Origin of the sequence: Embleya sp. NBC_00888 (assembly GCF_045207655.1) — a bacterium.
Taxonomy (GTDB): domain Bacteria; phylum Actinomycetota; class Actinomycetes; order Streptomycetales; family Streptomycetaceae; genus Embleya.
Genome location: NZ_CP108785.1, coordinates 5,318,615 through 5,341,930, shown reverse-complemented (window position 1 = coordinate 5,341,930; position 23,316 = coordinate 5,318,615). Strand labels below are relative to the sequence as shown.

9 protein-coding genes are annotated in these 23,316 nt (G+C 71.7%); 1 reads left to right on the top strand and 8 read right to left on the bottom strand.

The features are described from left to right. Positions 1 to 167: 167 nt before the first annotated feature. The 5 genes from OG948_RS57705 to OG948_RS57685 are packed head-to-tail and all read right to left on the bottom strand — an operon-like array spanning position 168 to position 15,758. Complete coding sequence (locus OG948_RS57705; protein WP_331773072.1) at positions 168 to 1,862, bottom strand: hypothetical protein; 1,695 nt, start codon at positions 1,860 to 1,862, stop codon at positions 168 to 170. Next, the gene (locus OG948_RS57700; RefSeq protein ID WP_331773071.1) at positions 1,859 to 5,740 is read right to left on the bottom strand and encodes a hypothetical protein; all 3,882 of its coding nucleotides are present in this window, start codon (positions 5,738 to 5,740) and stop codon (positions 1,859 to 1,861) included. Before OG948_RS57700 ends, OG948_RS57705 begins: the two co-directional genes overlap by 4 nt. Then, positions 5,737 to 8,202 (bottom strand): hypothetical protein, encoded by a 2,466-nt coding sequence (locus OG948_RS57695; RefSeq protein ID WP_331773070.1) that lies wholly within the window; start codon positions 8,200 to 8,202, stop codon positions 5,737 to 5,739. Before OG948_RS57695 ends, OG948_RS57700 begins: the two co-directional genes overlap by 4 nt. Next, positions 8,199 to 13,724 (bottom strand): DUF6603 domain-containing protein, encoded by a 5,526-nt coding sequence (locus OG948_RS57690; RefSeq protein WP_331773069.1) that lies wholly within the window; start codon positions 13,722 to 13,724, stop codon positions 8,199 to 8,201. The genes OG948_RS57695 and OG948_RS57690 overlap by 4 nt, the downstream gene beginning before the upstream one ends. Before the next feature lie 36 nt (positions 13,725 to 13,760). Next, the gene (locus tag OG948_RS57685; RefSeq protein WP_406300829.1) at positions 13,761 to 15,758 is read right to left on the bottom strand and encodes a hypothetical protein; all 1,998 of its coding nucleotides are present in this window, start codon (positions 15,756 to 15,758) and stop codon (positions 13,761 to 13,763) included. 774 nt (positions 15,759 to 16,532) lie between these two features. Here OG948_RS57685 and OG948_RS57680 point away from each other — a divergent pair. Then, complete coding sequence (locus OG948_RS57680; RefSeq protein ID WP_331773067.1) at positions 16,533 to 16,754, top strand: hypothetical protein; 222 nt, start codon at positions 16,533 to 16,535, stop codon at positions 16,752 to 16,754. Between the two features lie 833 nt (positions 16,755 to 17,587). On the opposite strand, the gene OG948_RS57675 is transcribed toward OG948_RS57680, so the two are convergent. The 3 genes from OG948_RS57675 to OG948_RS57665 form a co-directional block, all read right to left on the bottom strand. Further along, positions 17,588 to 18,205 carry a TetR/AcrR family transcriptional regulator gene (locus OG948_RS57675; RefSeq protein ID WP_331773066.1) on the bottom strand — a complete coding sequence of 206 codons (618 nt, stop codon included), beginning with the start codon at positions 18,203 to 18,205 and terminating at the stop codon, positions 17,588 to 17,590. 722 nt (positions 18,206 to 18,927) lie between these two features. Then, positions 18,928 to 19,764: an NAD(P)-dependent oxidoreductase gene (locus OG948_RS57670; protein ID WP_331773065.1), complete on the bottom strand. Its 837-nt coding sequence runs from the start codon at positions 19,762 to 19,764 to the stop codon at positions 18,928 to 18,930. Then, positions 19,761 to 23,258, bottom strand: a complete 3,498-nt coding sequence (locus OG948_RS57665) for an indolepyruvate ferredoxin oxidoreductase family protein (RefSeq protein WP_331773064.1) — start codon at positions 23,256 to 23,258, stop codon at positions 19,761 to 19,763. Before OG948_RS57665 ends, OG948_RS57670 begins: the two co-directional genes overlap by 4 nt. Positions 23,259 to 23,316 lie beyond the last annotated feature (58 nt).

The following is a 23,316-nucleotide window of genomic DNA, read 5'->3' as shown; positions in this document are numbered from 1 at the left end:
GTTCGATGGCCTTCCCGGGGTTGCCCGCGGTGAGGTGTGCGACTGCGAGGTCGCTGTACAACCTGAGTGTGGGAACGCCCTCCTCGTCCAAGGCCCGCATGACGTCGGAGTTTTGCGCGCTGTTGTGGTAGCCGGTGTGTGTGCCGGATACCACCTGCTCCTCTCGGTTACGCGAGAGGATCGGGTTCGGCGCCGGTCACCACGGGAGGGGTGTCCGCATTGTCGGGGCTAATAAGCGGTACGGATCCGAGATCGACAAGGGGACTGTCGCCGCCGAGGGGTCTCCAGTACAGGTAGAGGTGCGCTGAACCGAAGTTGGCCGGGGGTTGTACCTTGTTGTAGATCTTGATGGTGACCTCCTTCCCAGCTGGAACCAGCGCCGTTGCCGAATCGCCACCGGAGGCGTAGTCCTTGCGATAGACCTGTGTCGTCGAGGCACGAGCCGACTCGCCGCTCTGCACGTCGATGGTCACTCCGAACACGTTGAAAAATTCATTCGCGGGAGTGACCGTAAGAGTGGAGGTGGGATAGATGGAAGCGCTGAGGAATCCGTCTGACTGCGCCCTGAATTTCTTGGAAAGACCACTGCTCACAGCAGCACTGAATACTGTGTAGGTCGCAGCCCTGAGGATTTCGGCTTTCCCCTTGACGCTGAGGGTTGTCCCCGCTGGGACGGTGGCGCCGCCATTGGCCTTGATCTCACCGCTTGCGGTCAGGGAGCCGGTGCTCGTGCTGCCGAAGGAGCCCAGCCCGTCGGCGGTGACCGTAGTGCCCTTCACTGCGCCGGTGGCGGTCAGGGAGGTGCCCTTCACCGTGTCGGTGGCGGTGAGGGAGGTCGTGCTGGCCGCTCCTGTCACCGAGAAGGCGGTGCCGGGGGCCAGAGCGCCCCCGACGGTGAGCGTCGTTTCCGCCGTAACCGCACCTTCGGTGACGAGGGTGTTGCTGATGGTAAGCGCGGCCAGGGTCTGGTCGCTGACGCAGACGGTGACGTGGTCCCAGCGGACGACGTGGCCGCCTGTCGGGGTGGGGGTGCTGGTCTTGAGGGCGAAGGCCGTGTCGCGTCGGAGGCCTTCGGTGATCTCCCAGCGGCTGCCGCCGGCGATCGCCTCGAGTTCGGCCTGGGTGGACCCGACGCGTTTGCCGTCGGCGTACAGCTCGTGGTTGTCGCCGCGCAGGTGGTGCCATTCCAGGACGAGGGCGACACCGGCGTCGATCTTTGTCGCGGGGGGCTGGCCGGTGCCGGTGAGGGCGACCAGGGCGCGGCCGATGCCGGGGTGGGGGTCGGATCCGCTGCGGAAGGGGAATTTCGCGACGTCGAGGCGGCCGGTGTTGGGGACTTCGGGGAGGGGGCCTTCGGTGTCGGTGGCCCATTCCTCGATGCCGATCCGGGCGGTGCCGCTCTTGGTGCTGACCTTGATACCGGAGAGGTGGATGTAGAGGCCGTCGACCTCGATCTCGCGGCCCGAGCGCGGGACCACCTCGAAGCGCGCCTGGGAGGGCTCGGCCGTGGTGTCGTCGGGCGGGGCGAACACGGCGGTCTCGGTGGTGGGTACCGCGAGCAGGACGTCGGACTGGATGTCGACGATGGTCCATTGCGTCTCGGGGCTGACGTAGGCGTCGATGCCCTCGCCGGTGACGGCCAGGTCGCGGGCGTAGGAGCCCACGGGCAGCACGACGGCGATCCTGGAGCACCGCACGGGTTTGTTGCCGGTGTTCGAGATGACGATGTCGATGTCGGCGAAGGCGTGTTCGTCCTCGGTGCCGGGAATGATGTTCGGCGGGCTGGCGGTCAGCGGGTTGGGGGTCGTCGTCAGCGCGTAGGTCAGCTTGCAGTCCTGTTCGGTGCGCACGGCGGTGGTCATCGGCGGGTTCCTTCGCTCTCGTCGGCGGGGGCGGGACGCAGTTGCAGACGCCCGGTGCGCAGGGTCGGGCTGGGGCGGGGGTGGTGAGCCCGGCCGTCGGCGGCGTCGGTGGGGGCATCGGCCCAGGTGTCGCCGTCGCGTTGGGCCCAGGTCCAGGTGCCGTGGCGGTCGGAGGGCCGCGGCAGGGTGAGCGCGGCAACCTCGCCGGTGCGCGTTTGGTCGGGGGCGGGGGTGGCTGCGGGGAGAGGGCCGAGACGGAAGGAGACCGGCAAGGCGGCAAGGGGTGGTTCGACCAGCCGGGTGGGGAGTTTGATCTCGGCGGTGGGCACGATGTCGGTGGTCGCGTGGACGGTCCCGCGGGGATCGGCGAGGAGGGTGAGGAACGCCGCTTCGCGGCCGTCGGGATCCGAACCGGGTGGCCTGGCGGGCAGGGTCAGGCCGGCGCCGGTGCCGATCGGGTCGAAGTAGTCGCGTCCCCCGGCCGGCAGTTCGTCGTCGTCGAGGACGGTGTGCAGGAGGGTGTAGTCGGTGGTGCCTTGTGCGCCGCGGAAGTAGCCGACGAGGCCGTCGGCGAGTTCGTTGCGTTCGCCGAGGCGGATCGGCCACCGGTAGTGGGGGTAGGGCGGCGGTTCGGCCTCGCGCAGGTTCTGCCAGGAGGGGTCGGCCGGGGGTGGCCCCTCGAGGTCGAGTTGCAGCCTGACGCGGATCAGGGCGACGGGGCGTCCCAGGAGGACGCTGGGGGTGGCCGGTGGTGGGGTGCCGCCGGTGGGCGCGGACGTGGACAGGGTTCGGTCGACGACCTCGAGGAGTGCGCGCAGCGCGGCGGGCCCTCGTGCGCGCAGTGCGGTGAGGAAGTCGTACAGGTGCTTGAACTCTTCGCGCAGGTCGTCCTGGTCGGGGTACCGGGAGTAAGGCAGTGCGTGCCAGGTGACCCGCGGGGTGCCGTCGGGGGGCACGGTGGTGCGGAGTTCGCCCAGGGGTGCGCCGTCGGGTGCGTAGCAGTGCAGGGCCTGGTCGAGGTGGGCGGGGACGAGCCAGGCGGCGACGGCGGTGACGTCCGGGTCGGGGGTGCGGGTGAGGGGGGTGTGGTCGTCGAGGGCGTCGAGGAGGGTAAAGCGGGCGCGGGCGGGTTGGAGCAGGCGTGGGGTGAGTTGGGCGAAGCGGTACCAGGTCGGTGGGTGGATGGTGTGGGATCCGTCTTCGGGGCGGTCGGGGTTCTTGGGGGTGGGTGCGAGTTCCTCGGGGAGTTCGGGGGCGAAGCGGCGGGCGGGGGTGCCGGGGGCGATGACGTCGCCGGGTTCGTCGTCGTCGAAGTCCAGGGCGCGCGGGTCGGGGTAGATGGCGGGGAGGGTGTGGCCGAAGCGGTCGATGACCGCGAGGCGTTCGAACGCGAACTGCCCCGCGCGCAGGGGCTGGTGGAGGGTGGGGTTCCAGCCCTCGAACGGGTGGGGACGGTGGCCGGGGTTGGGGGGCAGGGTACGGGCGGCGGCTTCGGTGAGTGCGGTGCGCAGGTCGGGGTCGAGGTCGTGGTGGGGGTTGATCACGGCGGGGGTGTGGCTGCGGGCGGTGAGTTGTTCGGTGAAGCCGACCATCTGCTGGGAGAACAGGTCGCCGTCGTCGGCCTGGCGGGCAAGAGCGCGCAGGGCGCCCGCGTGGGGTCCGGGGTGGGTGCGGGCGTATTGGCGCAGCGCGGCGGCGTCGGTGCGGCCGGGGGTGGGGGTGAGGAATTGTCGGCCGCGCAGGGTCAGGGGGACGGGGTTGGCGCCGGTGCCGAGCCAGTGGTAGCGGTCGCCGTCGAAGTCCCAGTTCGCTCGGTCCGGGTTGGCTCCGTCGGGGTCGCCGTGCCAGGTGATGGGGAAGTAGTCGACCTTCCACTCGAAGAACAGCGGTGACCACGGTTGGCGCCATTGCGCGGTGTACGCGTCGGGGGTGCCGATCGCGTTGGCGTGGGGGTCGCGCATGGCGTCGGCGAGGGCCTGGACCTGGCCGGTGTGGCCGGTGACGGCCGCGAGCGTGGGGGCGTTGGAGGAGGCGAGGTGGAAGAGCTCGCGCAGCAGGGCGTCCAGGGCTCCGGAAAGTCCTTCTGGGGCGGGCAGGTTGCGCGGTTTCGGGGTCTGGGCCTGGGTCGCGGACACCGGTCGGCCGGCGACGGTGACGCCGGTGATCAAGCGGTCGGGCCAGCGGCAGGCGAGCGGCGGGTTCTCGTCCTCCTCGTCTTCGGCCCAGGTGCCGGGGGGCACGGTGTAGGGGTCGGTGTCGAGGGGGGTGGGTGGTGTGGGTTTGTCCTCGGTGCCGCGGATGACGACGACGGGGTCGTTGGGTAGTTGGAAGTCGGGCAGGACGGCGCGTTTGAGGACGACCTCGTCCCGGGGCAGGTCGTGGTCGGTTTGGTATCGGCGGATCGCGGCGTCGAGGGTGTTGGGGGTGTCGCCCCAGGGGACGGCGACGCGTGCGGCCAGCGCGTCGGCGCGGCGCGCGACGGCCTCGCGGATGGCATTGCCGACGAGTTCGTTCAGGTCTCGGCGGTAGGCGCCGTCGTCTTCTCCGGGAGCGTCAGGGACTTTGGGCAGGTTCGCGGCCCACCACAGGTCGTACAGCCGGCGTTGGGCGGCGGCGAGGTCGCGCATCGCGGTGTCGTAGGCGGCTTGGTCGGTGTTGAGGCGGGCCAGGGCCGCGGCGTGGGCGACGCGGGTCACCCGGGGGCGGCGGAGGGTGGTGCGGGGCGTAGGGGTGTTGTCGCCTTGGGGGGCGGCTTCCTCCAGGACCCAGGTGTGGCCGGCGGCGGTGGGGGTGAACCAGGAGGCGTGAAGGGCGCGTTCGGCGGCGAATTCGCCGTCGGCCTCGTCGAGGAGGTCGAGTACGCCGGAGTGGAGCGCGGTGAGGAGCGCGGCCGTCTCGGGGGGCTCGCCCGCCCGGTGGGCGGCGCCTTCGCGGAGGGCGCCGGTGGCGTGTTCGGTGGTGTTGCCGACTGCGATGGTGACGTAGTCGGGGCGGTCCGAGTCGGGCATGCCACCGACGCGTTGCCAGCACACGTCCAGGGCGGTGCCGTGGCACAGGGTGCGGGCGGCCGTGGTGGGCGCGGTGCCGCTGGCGACCCAGTTCAGGGCCTGGATGCGGGCATGGTGGTCTCCGGCGAGGGGGTCGCTGGTGGGGTCGCTGTACCAGCCGGCGACGAGGTAGTTCAGGCGCCACTCAAGGGTCGCGTCGAGGCCGGTGAGGCGGTCGTGGATGGAGAACACGTCGGTGTTGTAGGGCTGATAGACCGCGAACGTAGCCAGGCCGGGACCCACGGCGGTGAGGAACATGCCGCCGGCCGGGGTTCCCGGCTCGGTCCAGGCTCCGGTGGCCAGGTCAACGCGACGGCCGATGCGAGTGAGGCTCCCGTCGCGGGGATGGAGGTAGGGGCTGGCGCCGTGTTCGGGGTCGAGGTGGTCGCTCTCGACGATCCAGCCGCTCTCGGTGCGGGCCCTGGACGCGGTGGCGATGGCTTGGCGGACGATCAGCCATCGGTTGGGAACCGTGGGGAACACGGGCCCGGCCTCTGCCCCGTCCCCCTCCCCCGCGCGCTCGGGGTCGGGTTCGGCGGTCTCGTCGGTTCCGGCGGTGAGGGCGTCGGGGAGTTGCCAGTGGAGGTAGACGCCCTCGCGGTCGGGGTCGGCGTTGAAGTCCAGGTCGGTGTTGGAGAACGGCGGGGGTTCCGGGGACAGGTGCAGTCGGGTCAGGGCGTAGTTCGCCTGCCAGCGTTGGAACACCTCCGCTTGGCGGACCCGTTGATTGACCGTCAGTGCCTCCACCCGCATGGGCACGACCAGCGGCTGTTCCGCCGCCGCGGCGATGGCCGGGGTGGGGGTGGTGGCGGGGCTTCGGGAGTCGGTCACGGTGTGTCCCTGCCCGTCGTCGAGGTGGGCCGCGCGGCCGAGGCCGTGCGGGTGATGAGCTGGCGGCGTGGGGTGTTGACGAGTTGCACTGCCAGGCCCGCCGGCCCGAAGGCGGCGGCCGAGGGCTGCCCCAGAGCGGCCAGCCGGGCGCCGAGCGCGCGCACAAGATCCGCCGGGTCTGCGGGGCGCAGGTTCAGGATCGCCGGGCTGCCGGAGGGGTCGGGACGTAGGTACGCGTCGAGTCCCGTCGGCCCGGCGGGGGTGGGGAACGCCTCGCCGGGGATCTCTTGGGCGACGGGGGCGTCCAGGCGCCGCAGGCTGATGACCGGGGTGCCGCCGGGGGCGGTGTCGATGCCGAAGGACAGGCCCTCGGGGGGTTCGGCGAGTTCGATCTCGTCGGGGACGTCGGCGAACAGGACGAGCAGGACGTCGGAGGCGAGTGCGTCCTGGCGCATCACCCGGATCGGCGTGCGTGTCGGTTCGTCGGCGCGGTAGGGCCGTACGAGGAGTCCGGGGCATTCGTGGACGAGGGCGGAGCGGATCAGGACGCCGGCGCGTGGCGGGTTGGTGTTGGCGCCGTGGGCCCAGGGGGCGGCCATGTGGGTGATGTCGGTGTCGTTGTCGCCAGTGATGGCGATGCCCGCAGCCCCGGCTGCCAGGGCGGTGGGCCAGTCGGCGTCGACGTGGAACAGGCGCAGCGACTCGGGGGGCAGCATCCGTTCGTCGGGGACCAGGTCGGCGAACGGCACGCCGTGCAGCAGTCGCAGGTGGTCCAGCCAGGTGACGATCGGGGCGCCTTCGAGGGCGAGGAGGTCGGCGAGCGCGGTGCGCATCGCGGCGGGCGGGTCGGCGAGCAGGTTCGCGGCGCGAGCTGCCCGCCCCTGCCCTCGCCGCCCCGGCACCGCACCCCGGCGCCGTGGCGTGGGAGGCGGGGTATTGCGAGCTTGGGCCGGGTGGGTGGCCGCGCGCAGCAGTCGGGCGGCGGAGCCGTCCCCGACGAGGGCCTCCAGCATCGTCCCGAAGGGACGGTGGCCGAGCGCGCGGGCCTGTCGGGCCGCGAACGCGGCCGGTTCGGCCTCGGCGCCTGCTTCGGTTTCGGTGGTCGTGTCGGTGTCGGTGGCCGCTTGGGCTTCGGCAGCGGTGTCGGCGAATGTGGGGGGTTGTGCGGCGTCCAGGCCGGGGGCGGCGAGGCGTTGTGCCATGGCGGCGGCGCGGGCGCGGGCCTTGGCGTGCCAGGCGGTGAGCATGGCGGAGAACTCCGCGTCGGCCAGCGCCAGGGCCCGCCCGAGTGTCCAGGCCGCGGCGCGGCTGGTGTCGAAGACGCCCCACGCCTGTTCGTAGGCCAGGAGTTGGGCGGCGCTGGTCCAGCCCCCTTCGGGGGTGGGGGGCAGGGGTTGGGCGGGTTCGGCGGTGAACGGTCCCCGGTACCAGGCGTAGGTGTCCTCGCCGGTCTCCACACGGTAGGGCAGGGGGAGATGCCCCGAGGCCAGGCGGGCGTGGGCGGCGGCGTGGGCGGCGGGGTCGACACCGGGCGGGGGCGCGGGCGGGGCCTGAGGCAGCCGCAGCAGGAGGTCCCGGTCGTTGCCGTTCTCGTCGCGGAGGAAGTTGCGCACGCGGCCGGGGAAACCGCCGCCGGGGGCGGGGATGCTGGTGAACACCCAGCTGTGCAGGGCCGCGAGGCGGATGCGCACGTGGGGGGTGAGGGTGCCGGCGTCGGCGTCGGCGAGGATCGTTCGGCAGCCTTCGAGGGAGACCAGGTGGGCGCTGTATCGGGTCTCGGTGGTGCGGTCGGGCAGACGGGAGGCGACCACGACGGCGAATTCGCCCTCGGCGAGTTGTTCGGCGCGCAGCCCGGGGTCGGGGCGGACGTCGCGCACGTGCAGGAGGTGCCGCAGCTCGTCCGTGCGTGGGACGACGGTCTGGAAGATGTCGCCGGGGATGTCGACGGTTGCGCACAGCGCGTTCGGGTCGCCTTCGATCTGTTGCTCGCCGATGCCGGGATGGCGGATGCCGGGCGTGTCGGTGAGGAGTTCGCGGGCGGTCATGGCGGTGGTCGCCGCAGTGGCTCCGGGGTCGTCGGGGAGCTCGCCCTGGGCGAACAGCAGCAGGGCCAGCCACGGTGCGGTGGGTTCGGAGCGGTCGGTTTCGGCGAGGTGGCGTTTCCACGGCAGGAGCGGGTCGGTGATGGTGATGTGGGCCAGGGTGGTGGTGAAGTCCGCTGCGGCCTGCGGGGCGGGGTTGACCGCGTGGACCAGTTCGGTGTCGAGGGCGAACTGTGGGGCGCGGACCTCGAAGTCCTCGTGGACGGGGTCCAGGTAGGTGCCGGTGTCCAGGTCGGTGACGGTCTGGGTGGCGCGGATGCGGAACTTGCCCGCGGGCACGGCGGGTTCGCGGTTGTCCTGGAACCGCAGGACGAAGCCGGGGTCTGCGAGCGGTGTGGGGTCGTCGAGTCGGTCCGTCATCGTGCGGCCCTTTCGGGAGCGGTTGCCGTGAACACGGGGAACAGGGCGGCGGAGGCGACCGTGCCCGGGGGCAGGTCCCACCGGTCGACGACCCGCGGGCCCGTGTCGCCGACCTCGACGACCGCGACGGTGGTGTCGGCGCAGGCGATGTAGGCGCGGGCGGCGTCGGCGGCGAACGCGATCACCACCGGTGGCGCGTCGAGTTCGACCGTGCCGCGCGGGTTCGCGCCGTCCACGACCGACACGGCCGCGGCGTGCAGGACCCAGCGGCGGTCGCGCGGGTCCAGGGCCAGGGCGACCGGCGCGGCGTCCAGGGCGACGTCGGAGACCAGGCGTGTGCTTCCGGGAGTGCCGTTCTGGACGGCGAACGTCGCCAGGTGCCCGGTGCCGTCGGTGAACGCGCGGGCCAGCACGGCCTGGTTGTCGAAGTCGACGAGCATGGCCCTCGCGGTCCCCTTCCTCGGGAAGCGGTAGGGCTCGTAGTACTTCGAGGCGGGCGGACGAGGCCTGACTTGGACGACGCCGTTGCCGCCCTGTTCGGAGCCGTAGACGAACAACACGTCCTGCCCGGGGACCGCCGACACCAGCAGCGGTGCCGACGGCTCCGGGACGTGCCCGATGTAGGTGCCGGTTTCGGTGTCGAACGCGGCGGTCCTGCTGGTGTTCGTCTCGACGGCGTACAGGTGCCCGGTTTCGGCGTCCACCGCCAGCGTGTCGATCCGCTGCACACCGCTGCCGTACCCGTCGGTGGTGACCGGTTCCCGGGCGCCGGTCGGGTCGATCGACACGGCGGCGGTGGACTGCGCCGCCGGGGCGGCGGCAATCACGCGTGTCCCGTCGCGCTTGAGGGCCAGCGCCCGGATCCTCGCGCCCAGGGCGGCGAGTGGGAGCGGCGCGCGCAGGCGCATGGTGATCGTGTCGAGGACGTCGATTCGCCTCCCCGGAGCGCCGGCGACGTACAGACGTGCGCCGTCCGCCGAGGTGCGGGCGAGGTAGGGACCTTGTTCGAGGCCGCCGACGCGGCCCAGGACCGCTCCGGTGCCGGGGTCCAGGGCTAGGACGGCGGCGGTGGTGTCGTCGAGGATCAGCACGGTCGCCTCGGGTCGGGGCGGGGCGGTGTCGTGGGTGAGCAGGAGCGGGTCGGCGTCCAGGCCCACGGTCTGGGCCTGTTCGGCGTATGTGCCGAGGGTGCCGTTGGGCAGGTCGTCGTGCCCCAGGAGCCCCGCGAGGGCGCCGTGCAGGCGGGTGCGGGCGGCGGCGGAGGGCAGGGTGGCGAGGTGGTCGGCGACCATGGCGACGCCGGTGCCGGGCGGCGCCGGGACGCGGACCGGGGGGCCGGTCGGGGGGTCGGCGGGGTTCAGGGGGTTCGGGGCGTTGGGGTGAAGTGTCTCCCAGGCGAGATCTTGTTCCGCGATCGGCCCGAGGTCCTGCCCGTTGATCCGGTGCGGGGGCACGGTCACGCGCAAGCCGGTGATGTGGGTGAGCATGGCCTCGTGGCCCGGTTTGAGCGCGTCCTCGGTCTTGACGGACGGGTCGCCCCAGACCGAGAACGGGACCCGGCCGTACTCCGGTGCGACGATCCACCGCTCCAGGCCCGGGACCGCGTCCCACGTGCCCTGCCGGGCGGGCTCCCCGGGGGGCAGGTAGGTGACGCTCACGTGCAGGAGGCCGTCCAGGCGGGTCTTTCCCATCGGGCGGATGTCGACGGCTTTGTCGCCGACGTCGGCGCGGGTGTCGAAGCGGACGCGTTTGGTGGGCACGACCGTCGCGACGACGAAGGAGAACGCGACGGGGTCCACCAACCACGGCTCCTCCCCCGCCTCCACCCGCGCGGCCCGCAGCTCAGGGCCGGCGTCGGCGTCGACCCTCAGCCCGGTCAACGCGGTCACCGTCAACGGGAGGCCCTCGGGCAACAACTGCCGGGCGAAGTCGGGCCACTCCAGCTCCACCGGCCGTGCGTGGTCCGCCCCGAAGCGCACGGTGACGGTGATGAACACGAACTTCGCGGTGACCGTGCCGCCGGTCGGCGGCCCCCACAGGTCCAGGGAGGCGCCCAGCTCGGCACGCAGCGTGAACAACAGCTTGACCTTGACGCCCACACTGACCGAGATCCCCGCGCGGAAACTCAACGGGGCCCACTGGACGAGGATGTCGGCCTTCGCCGTCAACCACGCTTCCACGTTCCCCGACCGGTACCGCACGTCCAGCATCCCACCCGCCATCACCGCGTTCGGGGTGAGCGCGAAGTACGAGCCGCCGGTGATGCTGACCGAGCCCAGCGACCAGGAGAACCCCAACCGCGGCACCACCGGGAAATGCGCAGGCACCTTGTAGTCGGGGTGGTAGCCGCCGACGGTGACCACGAAATCCCCCGCGTAGGGGCTGCGGCCCGACCACAGATAGAACGCGAACCCGCCGGTGAGGACACACGCGGGGTCGATCACGTAGGAGTCGACGAGCTGCGCGGTGACAGCGAGTTCACCCCGCTTGGACTGGTACACCACGCGCAGGTCCACACCGATGCGCGCGTACGCCTTGCCCGTCTTGGGGAAGCTCGCGTTCGCCCGGCCGATCAACGCGAGGGTGAGGTCGCTCCCGGCCTCCAGGAGCAGGAGCACGCGGGTTCGGACGAACTCGAACGAGGTGAAGTCCAGGCCGCCGGCCAGCCAGATCTGGCCCTGGGCCGGTTTCACCCACGGGTTCTCGCCGCCGGTGAGCAACGCCAGGGTCTGCAGCGGATCCGCCGGGAGGTCTACTTCCCCGTCCTTCACGCCCTCGAGCAGGGGGAACGACTCGATCTCGTGCTGTTCGGGGATTCGCACACTCGACTGGTAGCCGAAACCCAGGGCGAACCCGGTCACGTGGAACGGCGGGGGCCCCCCGAACGGGCCCGACGCCCGCCCGAACACGAACAACGACACCTGCCCGTGCTGCGACTTCTGGTAGGCACCGATCGCCAACACACTCAGCTTGGGGGCCAGTTCCACCGTCAACGAACCCTGGACCAACACCGGCCACTCGGGAGGTTTCGGGCGGCTGACCAGGGCGCCCGCGACGTGCAGCGGCGGGCGTTCGAAACCCACGCCCAACCCGTCCAGGCGGGTGCGCACCGGGAAGGCGTCGTCGTCCTCGCCGTTCAGGTCGATGCCCAGGCCCAGGCCCGCCACGCCGATCGTCAACCCCGCGGCGGACAGGGACGCGTCGACCATCAGCCACACCGTGCCCTTGGTGTACGCCAAGCCGATCCTGGCGACGTGCAGCGGGCCGAACGCACGACCCACGTCCAACCACGCGCCGGGGGCGGTGGACGGCTGCGGGGGCGAGGAGGTTCGGGCGGGTTCCAGGGCCGGGGGTTTACCCGGCGGGCGAGGGCCCGCGAGTTGGAACGACATCACCGATCGCGCGACGCCCGGGAGTGTGTAGTCGGCCGCCAGCCACGTGCCCGCGCCCAGGCCGCCAGCGCCCGGCTCCAGCGCCGGCAGGGTCAGTTCGGACCCGGCCGCGACGATCGCCGCGTTCAGGCCCGCCACCAGCGGCGCGGGTACCGGGGCCGAGGTGTACAGGAGTCGGATCCCGTGCAGCATCAGATCCGCAGCGGGCGGGATCATACCCTCGAGCAACGGAAGCGACGACAATCCGAACTCTGCGGCCACCACGACCTGCACGGCGGTGACCCGGCGGCCCTGCAGGTCCCGCCCGGACGCGACCACGACCTGGAGGGGGTCGACGGCGGCAGAGAACACGCTGCGGCCGCCCACCGAGTCGTACACGATTCCCAGCGACCGCAGCGCCGGCCGCAGTGCGGCCGGCCACACCTGCTCCGCCACGTCGATGCCGTCCACGCCGACCGCGGCCAGCAGCGCGAACAGGGGCACCGCCCGGTCCGTGGCGTTCCAGCGGGCACTCCACGCCGTGCCCGTGCCGCCGTGATCCAGCTCCATGTCCAAACGCATCGGGTAAGGGGTGTCGTCGAGGGCGACGACAAGGTCCAGGGATCCGGAGAACGTGACGCTCGGCTTCCCTGCGCCGTCCCTGGCGACCTGGGCGTCGAGAGTGAACGCGGCGCGGTTCCCGGCGTCGCCCAACGGAAGCGTTCCGGTGAGGGTCACCGACCCCGCCGGCTTGGAGTTCACCGCGACGTGGACCTCGGTCAGTTCCAGGCCCGCAAGGGAACCCGGCAACGGCACGCCGAACGTCGTGGCGAACCACCCGGCCACCGCGTCCAGGCCGATGCCGTGGGCGCTCCCGGCCACGGCCCAGCCGTCGGCGCCGCGACGGGCCTCCAGGATCAGCGGCACACCGTCCAGGTCGACCACCCCGGTCACGGCCACGTCCGTGGCCGCGCCACCGTGGGTCAACTGCAGCGACAGCTGCTCGAGTTCGAGGCCGGGGGCGAACTCCCAGTTCGTGTCCAGCGCGAGCGCGAGGGTGTACACGCCGGATCGGGGCGCGCATCCCACCGCGAGACGACGCAGGGCGATACCCGTGGGCAGGCCGGTACCCTCAAGGGAATCACCGATCAGGTCTGCGCCACCGGGCGGGTTCGACACGGACGCGGTCAGATAGGCGTCGGGAAAGGTGACCGCCGCTTCCAGGACATAACCGCCGTCGAGACGGCATCGCCCGGACAATCCGCCCCGTAGAAGGGGCGCTGCCGCGAATCCCCCACCGGGTGGGCGGGATTCGGGCGACCCCGCGGCGGCCGGCCCGGGGCCGGCGCCGCCCGGATCGGGTGCGGGTGTGGCGGTCATCAGGTGCAGCCACAAGCGTAGTTCGTCCAGAGTCAGGACGCCCGGCAGAACTGCCCAGGCGGAGGTGTCCAGGCGCAGGTCGAGCGTGATCTCGCGGAAGCGTCCGGTTCGGGTGTCGAAGGCGCCGCCGATGCTGACCAGGGACAGCGAGGACAGGACGTCCTGGATCTCGTCCGGGAGCGCGGCGTCGCCGAGAACCTCGGCGTCCACGAAGGGAAGCGCGGCCAGTGATGTCAGCGAGGCGAACGTGAGGCGGTCGGCGAAGTACCCGACCACGCGCCACACCCCGGTCAGTTCCTGCTGCGCCATCAGCAGGTGCTCGGCGCGGCCCGTTCCGGCGAAGGCGAGGGCCGCCATCGCTCCGGGCCGCAGGACGCCGTCCTCGTTGGGCGTCGCCAGCAGCACCAGCGCGGCGGATCCGAAACCCAGTCGGGACAAGGAGCCCAGGTCGCAGGTGAGGTAGGGCATGTCGATCCGCCAGGTCGGCCAGGTCGCGACCACCTCGACACCGATCACGGCGAGTCCCTCGTCGTCCGCCAGGAATCGCGCGATCGCCGGCAACCGCCCCGATTCGACGCCCGGCAGGGCGAGATCCCCCGAGACGCTGAGCCCAGCGCTGTCGCCGGTCGCGTCGGCGAAGTCCAGATCACCGCCCAGGTAATCGGTGAACAGCGGTTCGGCGTCCGCGATATCCAGCGTCTCGGCCGACAGTAGGAATTCCTTCGATGCCGAGTCGAGAAGGTGCCTCAGCTCGGAAATCGGCATGCCCATACGAACACTCCCTCTTGGTCGGCCGGAGCATGAGGTCTACGCGAAGGAGGCTCGGGTCCCGGGTCGGGCCAGCCACGTCATGTTCGAATCGTTCGGTCCCCACAGGAACACCGGGCCGGTCTTGCGGGTGGGCGCGGGAACCCTGTTCACCCACAGCGAGTCCTCCGCGCCGGGGGCGTTCTCGCGTGTGCCGAAGGTGAACCATTCGCCGCTGCTTTCGCGGAGCACCCAGAACTCGGGGTTGCGGCCGTCCGTGCTGCCGGGGCGCGGCCAATAGGCGAGCAGGGTCTGGCCGGTGTCGCTCTCCCACAACTGCAAGGCGTATTCCGTGCCGCCGGGCGTGGCGAAACCGGAGAGCGTGTCGATGCTGAAGATCATGCGACGGAAGCCGGTGCGCACAGCGTCTGTGCCGAGCCCGAGGAGGGTCCAGATGGGGGGTGTCTGGGCGCCGGGTGAGGCCCGGTAGCAGGGGTGGCTGGGGTCGGTCCACCAGAACACCGGGGCGGTGTCACCGGGGGGTCGGCTTTGGGCTTTGACGCTGAACGTCGGTTTCTCCGCGTCGGGCGCCCCGTCCGCCTGAAGGGCCCACACCGCGACGTACTCGGGAAACCCGGGCGTCTGCGCATACGCCCGAAGCCAGAAGTCCGGCTTCCGGCCCGGCGCCTGCGCCACCCACGTCGCCACGCCGCCGTCGATACCGGACACGAAGTTGAAGGGAACACCCGGTTTGAGTTCGGAAGCAGAGTCGACCCGGAACTCGCACTCGCGGGATTCGATCCCCGTCGGCGTCTCACGCAACCAAAAACGCGTCACCTGATCTGCGGGAACACCGTCCGGACGCCCACCAGGAGGCCGCATCATCCACGTCGGGCCACTGCCCGAAGACTGATCCAACCAGCGGAACACCGGCCCTTGGTCCCGTTTCGGCGCAGCCGTCCGGGCCACCCACAACTGCGGGCGCTCCCACTCGCTCCCCGGATTCTCCCGAACCCCCAACGCGAACCACTCCACCTGCCCGGTGGCCTGGATCTCACGACGCACCCAAAAACTCGGAAACCGCCCCTCCGACGTCCCCGCACGAACCCAATACGCGCCGAAACGCCAATTCCTCCCATGAATCTCCAAAACCTCGTCCGTACTGCCCGGCACATCAAACGAACGCAACCGCCCGATATTGAATTCGCAGGCGGGCCATTCGTCGGCGTCGCCGAGCCCGAGGAGGGTCCAGATGGGGGGTGTCTGGGCGCCGGGTGAGGCCCGGTAGCAGGGGTGGCTGGGGTCGGTCCACCAGAACACCGGGGCGGTGTCACCGGGGGGTCGGCTTTGGGCTTTGACGCTGAACGTCGGTTTCTCCGCGTCGGGCGCCCCGTCCGCCTGAAGGGCCCACACCGCGACGTACTCGGGAAACCCGGGCGTCTGCGCATACGCCCGAAGCCAGAAGTCCGGCTTCCGGCCCGGCGCCTGCGCCACCCACGTCGCCACGCCGCCGTCGATACCGGACACGAAGTTGAAGGGAACACCCGGTTTGAGTTCGGAAGCAGAGTCGACCCGGAACTCGCACTCGCGGGATTCGATCCCCGTCGGCGTCTCACGCAACCAAAAACGCGTCACCTGATCTGCGGGAACACCGTCCGGACGCCCACCAGGAGGCCGCATCATCCACGTCGGGCCACTGCCCGAAGACTGATCCAACCAGCGGAACACCGGCCCTTGGTCCCGTTTCGGCGCAGCCGTCCGGGCCACCCACAACTGCGGGCGCTCCCACTCGCTCCCCGGATTCTCCCGAACCCCCAACGCGAACCACTCCACCTGCCCGGTGGCCTGGATCTCACGACGCACCCAAAAACTCGGAAACCGCCCCTCCGACGTCCCCGCACGAACCCAATACGCGCCGAAACGCCAATTCCTCCCATGAATCTCCAAAACCTCGTCCGTACTGCCCGGCACATCAAACGAACGCAACCGCCCGATATTGAAATTGAAGTCGCCTCCGGCGACCACATCTCGGCCAAGCCATTCGCGCACGGTGCTCATCGACCGGCCGCCCCCCGTCTGCGCACCGGGTCGACCGCCGGAAGGCGCCGACGCGGGTGCACGCACCGTCGGTACCCCCGGCCGCGCCGCGCCCGCGCCACCGGCAAATGCCTCCCGACCACCGCCGCTCCAAAACGCGGCCTTCTCGGACAACGCCACGAGTCCCCCTCGCCGTCGTGTATCTCCAGACCTGCGCACACGTCACCGGGCAGGCCCAACCCCACAACCCACGACGCGCCCCGCCTCACGCACGACCCGCGACCACTCGCCCGGCATCGCACACGTCCCCTGCCAACCGGCTCGCGCCCACACCGAACCACCCACCCCGAGCCGGCGGGGACACGTGATCCTGACATGCCACCAACCAGGCGGGAACCCACCGAGCGAAGCTGACCGGAACTGTCCGACACATGACCGGATCAACGCCGCCGCACACGTTCGCCCCGCCGGTTCGTCCGGCCTCGGTCGGCTCAGAGTGCCGGCGCAGGTGGTCCGCTCGAGTCCGGGGCTGACGACCGGACGACGACGCCCCACCGCGCGGTTGCGAACCGCGGAGAGGTGTGACCGCATTCGGCCTCGCCCTCTCCCACGAGCTCGTCGTCCACGGCCTGCTCACGCCGCCGGACTGCGCGGGGAACTGCCAGTCCCACAGAGCACGAGGCGGCGACAACCTCCGAATAGGCGCAACGCGGGCCGCGTCCGGGGCCGCGTCGGCGCCGAGCCGGTCTCGTCGGTACCCACGACACGCCTGCTAGCATTTGCTAGCATCGGGTCATGGTGAAAACACAACTCAACGTGCGCTTGGACGAGGACACGGCCAACGCCGCCCGCCAGGCCGCCGAAACACGACACATGACCCTGCAGCAATACATCGAACACCTCGTGCGCAGCGACACCGACCCGTTGCGCGCGGCGTTCGTGGCGTCCGCGCGCGATGTGATCACGGAGTACGGCGATCTCATCGAGGAGCGCGCGTGCACCTCGCGGTTGACCTGACGTGGATCCTGGAGATCGCCCGCCTGGCGGGCGAAGGCGACCCCTCCCCCGACGACTCGGGATGCGGTGGACGTAGGGGGAGGGTGCCTGGTGGGGTTTGTGGGGTCTCGTGGGTGTGCCGGCGACGGTATGCGGTTCGTCCTGGTCGGCCCCGACCCTCGTGCTGTCACCGATGAGAGCCCTCGGCGACATCCTCGACCGAACCGGGCACGCCACGGCGCAGCCGCCGGGCTGATCGACGCGAAGGATCGCGGCTGGAGCCTCCGTCCGCCGACGGTGTTCGTCTCGTTTCGGGCAACCGCCCGCGTCGGGACCGGGTTGGTGTAAGGGTGGGCGGGTGTCCTTCGCGGGGTCCACACATACTCGCCTCGTGGCGTTCCGTGCGGGCTGTGCCCCGCGCAGGTCGACGGGGAAAGGCTCCGGCCGCGGCAACGCGCGGCCGGAGCCCTTCTCGTTCGTCACGCGGACGACCCGGCGGAGGGGGACACCGGTCGCCCGTGGACGGGCTCAGGCCGACCCGCCGCGCCGGATCCGGTCCGCGATCGTCTCGATCCGTTGGTCGAACAACAGGTTCATGGTCGCCAGGAGTTGCGGACCGATGTCCCGGCGCGGCAGGCCCGGCACCAGATCGTCCAGGCCGACGTGGTGTCCACACGTGTGGAGGCCTTCAAGGCGTTTCGCGCGGCGTTACCTTGGCGGTGCTCCGCGTCGCGACCGGCGTCCCCGTCGCCTCCGGTCGGGCGGAGCTCCCGGCCTGAGGCCCGCCGGCCGAATCCGGTTACGAATGGTGATGGCACACCCGCACAACGACATGCGGCCGGGCGGCGCCGGGGTCACCTGCGCGAGCGGCGTGCGGGTGCCCCGTACAGCGCCGTCACCGAGGTGACGATCGCGTCGATCAGCTCGTCGCGGAGTTCGTCGGAGCCGATCAGGCGGCGGTAGAGGAACGGCCCGGAGACGAAGTCCCCGACGATCTCGGCGTCCGTGTCGGCGCGCAGTTCGCCTCGCTCGATGGCGCGCTCGATCGCGCGCTCCAGGGACTGGCGGCGCGGCTCGACATAGTTGCGGTTGAACAGCTCGCGGGCCGCCGGGTCGCTGGCCATCGCGAAGTAGACGTCGGCGAACAGGTCCCGCTCGGAGCGGTCGTACATCCCGCGCATCGACTCCAGTCCGGCGCGGAGGTCCCCCGTGAAGGACCCGCTGTCGGGGAAGACGTCCGGCGACTCCGACGCCCAGGTCATCGCGGCGACGACGAGCGCTGCCTTCGAGGGCCAGCGACGGTAGACGCTCTGCCGGCCGACGCCGGCCCGGCGGGCCACCTCGTCCATCGAAAAGCCGGCATAGCCGTGCTCGAACATCAGCTCCCGGCCGGCCTCGAGGATCGCCTCGTCCGCGCCGAACCGCCGGGGGCGGCCGCGCTCGGGCGGCTCCTCCCACGAGGTCTGCCCCATCGGGTCCTACTTCCGTCGCGGCTTCCGGTCCTCGCAGACACTACCGCCCGGGAACGCGGTCATTGCGGCCCGCGCCCGGTCCGATCCGAGGAGCCGGGCGCTGAGCGCGATGATCGCGTCGGCGTGTTCCTCCGGATGCCGCAGCGTGGTCCGGGTGAGCACCGCCTTGGTCTCCGCGAGCCCCTGCGGGTGTGCCCGGAGCAGCTCCGCACACGCCGACGGCGGCCTCGTCCGGTGCGCCGAACCGGCCCCGCCCGGGTGGCCGGTTCGATCCGCACCGCCTTCTCGGCGCCGAAGGTGCGCGCTGTGAGCGAGGTGGCGTCGGTGGGGCGATGGTGACGTCGTCGGCACGGCGCACCGGGTCGCCCACCGGGTCGCCCACCGTGACGATCCCGAGGCCGGCGGCGCGCATCGGGCCGGCCGGGTCACCGCCGGCTTCGGGAGGAGCAGGAGCTGTTGCGGCAGGTCGACCGGGCGCCCGGCTCCCTCGGTCGTCCCGCCGTCGGCCGCCTCGGCCGCCTCGGCTGCTGAGCAGCAGACACCGCCCGCCGAAGTGAGCACCACGACAGCGAGGCGGTGGTCGGCAGAGGCCTTGTCGAGCCGCTGTTCCAGGTCGTCGGCGAGCCGCCGAGAGTGCGTTCCGGTTGTGGGGGGAGTCCGGGGTGGGGGTGGCGACCCGGTGGCGTACCTCGTTGCGGACCAGCGGGCTCGCCGCGTGCGTCTCAGTCGAGGAACAGGTCGGTCTCGGGCTCGTCGTCGGAGACCGCGTACGCCGTGAAGTCGGTGACCCCGGCCTCACGGAGCACGCCCTCGTCCAGCAGCGTCCGGCCGGTCCGCCGGATGCTCGGACCGGTGATCACGTCGTACGCCGCGTCGGCCATGATCTGGGGCCGCCGGGAGCGCCGGACCGCCTCCTGTCCGCCGATCACGTTCGCGACCGCGTCGGTGGCGATCAGCGTCTGCGGCCACAGGCAGTTGGCGGCGACCCCGTCGGCGGCGTTCTCGGCGGCCAGGGTCAGCGTGGTCAGGGTCATCGCGTACTTCGCGACGGTGTACGCCGGATGCGCGGCCAGCCAGCGCCGGCTCAGGTTCAGCGGCGGGCTGAGTGAGAGGATGTGCGGGTTGGCCGCCCGCTTGAGGTGCGGCAGGCAGGCCCGGCTCAGCATGAAGGTGCCGCGCACGTTGACGTCCTGCATCAGGTCGTAGGCCTTCGGTCGGACCTCGGTGGTCGGGCTCAAATCGAGCACGCTGGCGTTGTTGATGCAGATGTCGATGCCGCCGAAGGCCTCGACCGCGGCCTCGATGGCCGCCTCGATGGTCGCGTCGGACCGGATGTCGCCGACCACCGGGAGCGCGGTTCCGCCCGCGGCCCGGATCGCCTCCGCGGCCGTGTGGATGGTGCCCTGCAGGCGGGGATGCGGGGTGTCGGTCTTCGCGATCAGGACCACGTTCGCTCCGTCGGCGGCCGCGCGCAGCGCGATCGCCAGTCCGATGCCACGGCTGCCGCCGGACATGACCACCGTCTTGCCGGCGAGGGCGGGCCGGCCGGGCTGTGTCATGCGGTCACCTCTCCCCGGGTGTACGCCGCCAGCAGTTCGGCGGTCCGTTTCCGGTAGCGCTCGACGTTGGCGAGTTTCACGTGCTCGTAGCCGCGGATCACGTCGGGTGCCTCGGTCAGCGCCAGCGCCGACTCCAGGTTGCTCCCGTCGAGACCGGCGAGCACCTGGTCCACCAGGACGGCGTACTCCTCGATCAGCCGGCGCTCGACCCGCCGGACCTCGGCGTGGCCGAACGGGTCCAGGCGGGTGCCGCGCAGGAACCGGTGCGCCGCCAGGACGGCGAAGACGGGCCGGAACCAGCGGCCGAGCCGGATCTTGCGCTTCATGCCGAGCGCGCGCAGCGTCGGCGGGTGCAGCCGGTACTGGTAGCGGGCGCCGGGACCGAACTCGGCCTCCACGGCTGCGGTCAGCTCCGGCAGCAGCGCCAGTCGGGCGACCTCGTACTCGTCCTTGTAGGCCATCAGCTTGTGCAGGTACCGGGCCACCGACGCGGTGAGCGCGGTCGATCCGGGGTGGACCACCTGTTCCCGCTCCCTGACCCGGTGGACCAGGTCGGCGTAGCGCTGGGCGTACCGCTCGCTCTGGTAGGCGACCAGCTCGGCGACACGGTCCACGACCAGCGCGGCGACCTGTGGATCGTCGTCCAGCGCGACCCGGCCGGCGATCCGCAGGACGGCGGCCGAGGGGACGACGGGCGTGGGGTCCGCCGAGGAGGGCAGCGTCCGGTCGAACGCTGTCCGGTCGGCGACGTACTGGCGCCCCCACCGGAAGGCGTGGGTGTTCTCCTGCACCCGGACCCCGTTGAGCTCGACGGCCTGTTCGATCGCCGACGCCGGGATCGGGAGTTCGCCCAGTTGGTAGGCGATCCCGGTCAGGAACAGGTTCGCGAACTGGTCGTCGCCGAAGAGGGCCCGGCTGAGCGCGCGTGCGTCGGTGAAGACCGCGTCGGGTGCCCGGGTGGAGCGCCGGATGTCGGCGATCAGCGGCTCGGGGTCGGGGTAGGAGGCGGTTACGTCGGTGGCCATCCGCCCGGTCGGGATCCGGGTCGTGGAGACGACGGCGCGGGTGCGGGTGCGGTGCGTCGCGGTCAGGTTCCGCGGGTCGGCGGCCACCAGCAGGTCCGCGCCCAGGTAGAGATCGACCTCCTCGGCGGCCGCCTTGGACGCGACTGGCCCGGCCGGCTGCCCGATCTTGACGTCGGAGACGACGGCGCCGCCCTTCTGCGCCAGGCCGGTCTGGTCGAGGGTGGCGACGGTGCGGCCGGCCAGGCTCGCCGCGGTGGCGAGGATCTGGGAGAGCGTCACCACTCCGGATCCGCCGATGCCCAGGATCCGGGTGGTGTGGTGTCCGGTCAGCGGGCCCCGGCCGGGGTCCGGCAGGTCGGTGGGCGCAGGCGGCGTCGGCCGGCGTCGCGCTTTCGGCGCGCGCGGGGTGACCGTGAGGAACGCCGGGCAGTCGCCGTCGAGGCAGGAGTAGTCCTTGTTGCAGGAGGACTGGTCGATCCGGGTCTTGCGCCCGTGCGCCGTCTCGACCGGGTGTACCGAGAGGCAGTTCGACACCCGCCCGCAGTCGCCGCAGCCCTCACAGATCCGCTCGTTGATGAGCACCCGTTCCCGCGGGTCGGCGGCCAGTCCCCGCTTGCGCCTGCGGCGCAGTTCGGTGGCGCACTCCTGGTCGTGGATGAGGACGGTGACCCCGGGTGTCGCCGCGAGCGTCTCCTGCGCCTGCACGAGCCGGTCGCGGCTCCACACCGCGACGCCCGGCGCGAGCTTGGCGCGGCGGTAGGTCTTCGGGTTCTCCGTGGTCACGATGATCCGGGCGACGCCCTCGGCGGTCAGGCTGTGGGTGATCGCGGGCACGCTCATCGCGCCTTGGGCCTGCTGCCCGCCGGTCATCGCGACCGCGGCGTTGTGGAGCAGTTTGTAGGTGATGTTCACGCCGCCGGCCACCGCCGCCCTGATCGCGAGGCTGCCGGAGTGGTGGAAGGTGCCGTCGCCGAGGTTCTGGAAGAGATGGGCGCGATCGAGGAACGGCGCCATTCCGAGCCATTGGGCGCCTTCGCCGCCCATCTGGGTCAGGCCGGTGACCTCGCCTACCTGTTCGGGCGCCATCCCGAGCACCAGGCCGTGGCAGCCGATGCCGCCGCCGACCAGCGCGCCCTCGGGCGTCTTCACCGAGCTGTTGTGTGGGCAGCCGGAGCAGAAGTACGGCGTCCGCTGGGCGAGCGGCAGCAGTCTCAGGTGCCGGCGCGGCCGGCGCTCGGCGGCCCAGCGCTCGACGCTCGGGAAGTCGCCGTGCTCCAGGAGCCGGGCGGCGAGCACCTCGGCGATCCGGTCCGGGTCGAGTTCGCCGGCGCTGTCGAACGCCGCCCTGCCGTCGGGCCCGGTCTTCCCGGTGATCACGGGAGCCTGGGTCCGGCCGTAGAGGAGGTCCTTGATCGCGCTCTCCAGGAAGGCCCGTTTCTCCTCCACCACGATGATCTCGCGGAGCCCGGCCGCGAAGGCGGCGACGATCCGCGGCTCCAGGGGGTGGATCATCCGCAGCTCCAGCAGCCGGATCCCGCGCCGGGCGAGCTCCTCCTCGTCGAGGCCGAGGGCGCCGAGCGCCTGGCGCAGGTCCAGGAAGGTCTTGCCGCCGGCGACGATCCCGATCCGGTCGCCGGGATGGCGGGTGAGCCGGTTGAGGCCGTTCGTGGCCGCGTATTGCCGGGCGATCTCCAGGCGCACCCCGTTGCGGCTCTCCTCCAGCGGGGTGAGTGCGGGCTGGAGGAGCTTGGCGGTGACCTCGTGCCGATAGGGCTTGCCGTCGATCTCGACCTCCGGTCGGACCGGGTCGAACTCGTCGAGGAGTATCGGCACCCGGCCGCTGCCGTCGGCGACGTTGGTGACGATCTTGAGGGCGACCCAGAGGCCGCTCGCCCGGGAGAGCTCGACCGCGTGCAAGCCGAGCAGCAGTGCGTTCGCGGGGTCGGCCGGGTAGAGGATCGGCAGGCCGAGGTCGGCGAGGAGTTGTTCGGACGCGCCGGGGACGGTCGACGACTTCGCGGCCGGGTCGTCGCCGACGAGGGCGACCGCGCCGCCGAGCGGATGGGTGCCACCGAGGTTGCCGTGCCGGAGCGCGTCCGCCGCCCGGTCGAGTCCCGGTGACTTGCCGTACCAGATGCCGACGACGCCCTCGACGCGTTTCTCCGGGCGGGACGACGCCAGCTGGGTGCCCTGGACGGCGGTCGCCGCGAGCTCCTCGTTGACCCCGGGCCGGAAGACGATGCCGAGCTCCTCCAGGAGCGGCCGTTGCCGGGCCAGCTCCAGGTCGTAGCCCCCCAGGGGCGACCCTTCGTACCCGGAGATGTAGACCGCGGTCGACCGGCCGCGGGCCCGGTCGGCGCGGCGGACGTCCATCGGCATCCGGGCGAGCGCCTGTACGCCGGTCAGTTCGACCGTTCCGGACAGGTGGAGGTAGCGGTCACTCGGCGACGGCACGACGGCTTGGGTCACGGATTCTGCCCTTCTGGGGATTTTCACCAGAGTCTCGCCTGCGCCGCCCCGTAGACTA

What these genes read in the sequence shown, in the direction of transcription:
- OG948_RS57675 (WP_331773066.1), bottom strand. Translation starts at nt 18,205, where the DNA reads ATGGGGCAGACCTCGTGGGAGGAGCCGCCCGAGCGCGGCCGCCCCCGG.
- OG948_RS57695 (WP_331773070.1), bottom strand. Translation starts at nt 8,202, where the DNA reads ATGACGGACCGACTCGACGACCCCACACCGCTCGCAGACCCCGGCTTC.
- OG948_RS57670 (WP_331773065.1), bottom strand. Translation starts at nt 19,764, where the DNA reads ATGACACAGCCCGGCCGGCCCGCCCTCGCCGGCAAGACGGTGGTCATG.
- OG948_RS57690 (WP_331773069.1), bottom strand. Translation starts at nt 13,724, where the DNA reads ATGGGCATGCCGATTTCCGAGCTGAGGCACCTTCTCGACTCGGCATCG.
- OG948_RS57685 (WP_406300829.1), bottom strand. Translation starts at nt 15,758, where the DNA reads ATGAGCACCGTGCGCGAATGGCTTGGCCGAGATGTGGTCGCCGGAGGC.
- OG948_RS57705 (WP_331773072.1), bottom strand. Translation starts at nt 1,862, where the DNA reads ATGACCACCGCCGTGCGCACCGAACAGGACTGCAAGCTGACCTACGCG.
- OG948_RS57680 (WP_331773067.1), top strand. Translation starts at nt 16,533, where the DNA reads ATGGTGAAAACACAACTCAACGTGCGCTTGGACGAGGACACGGCCAAC.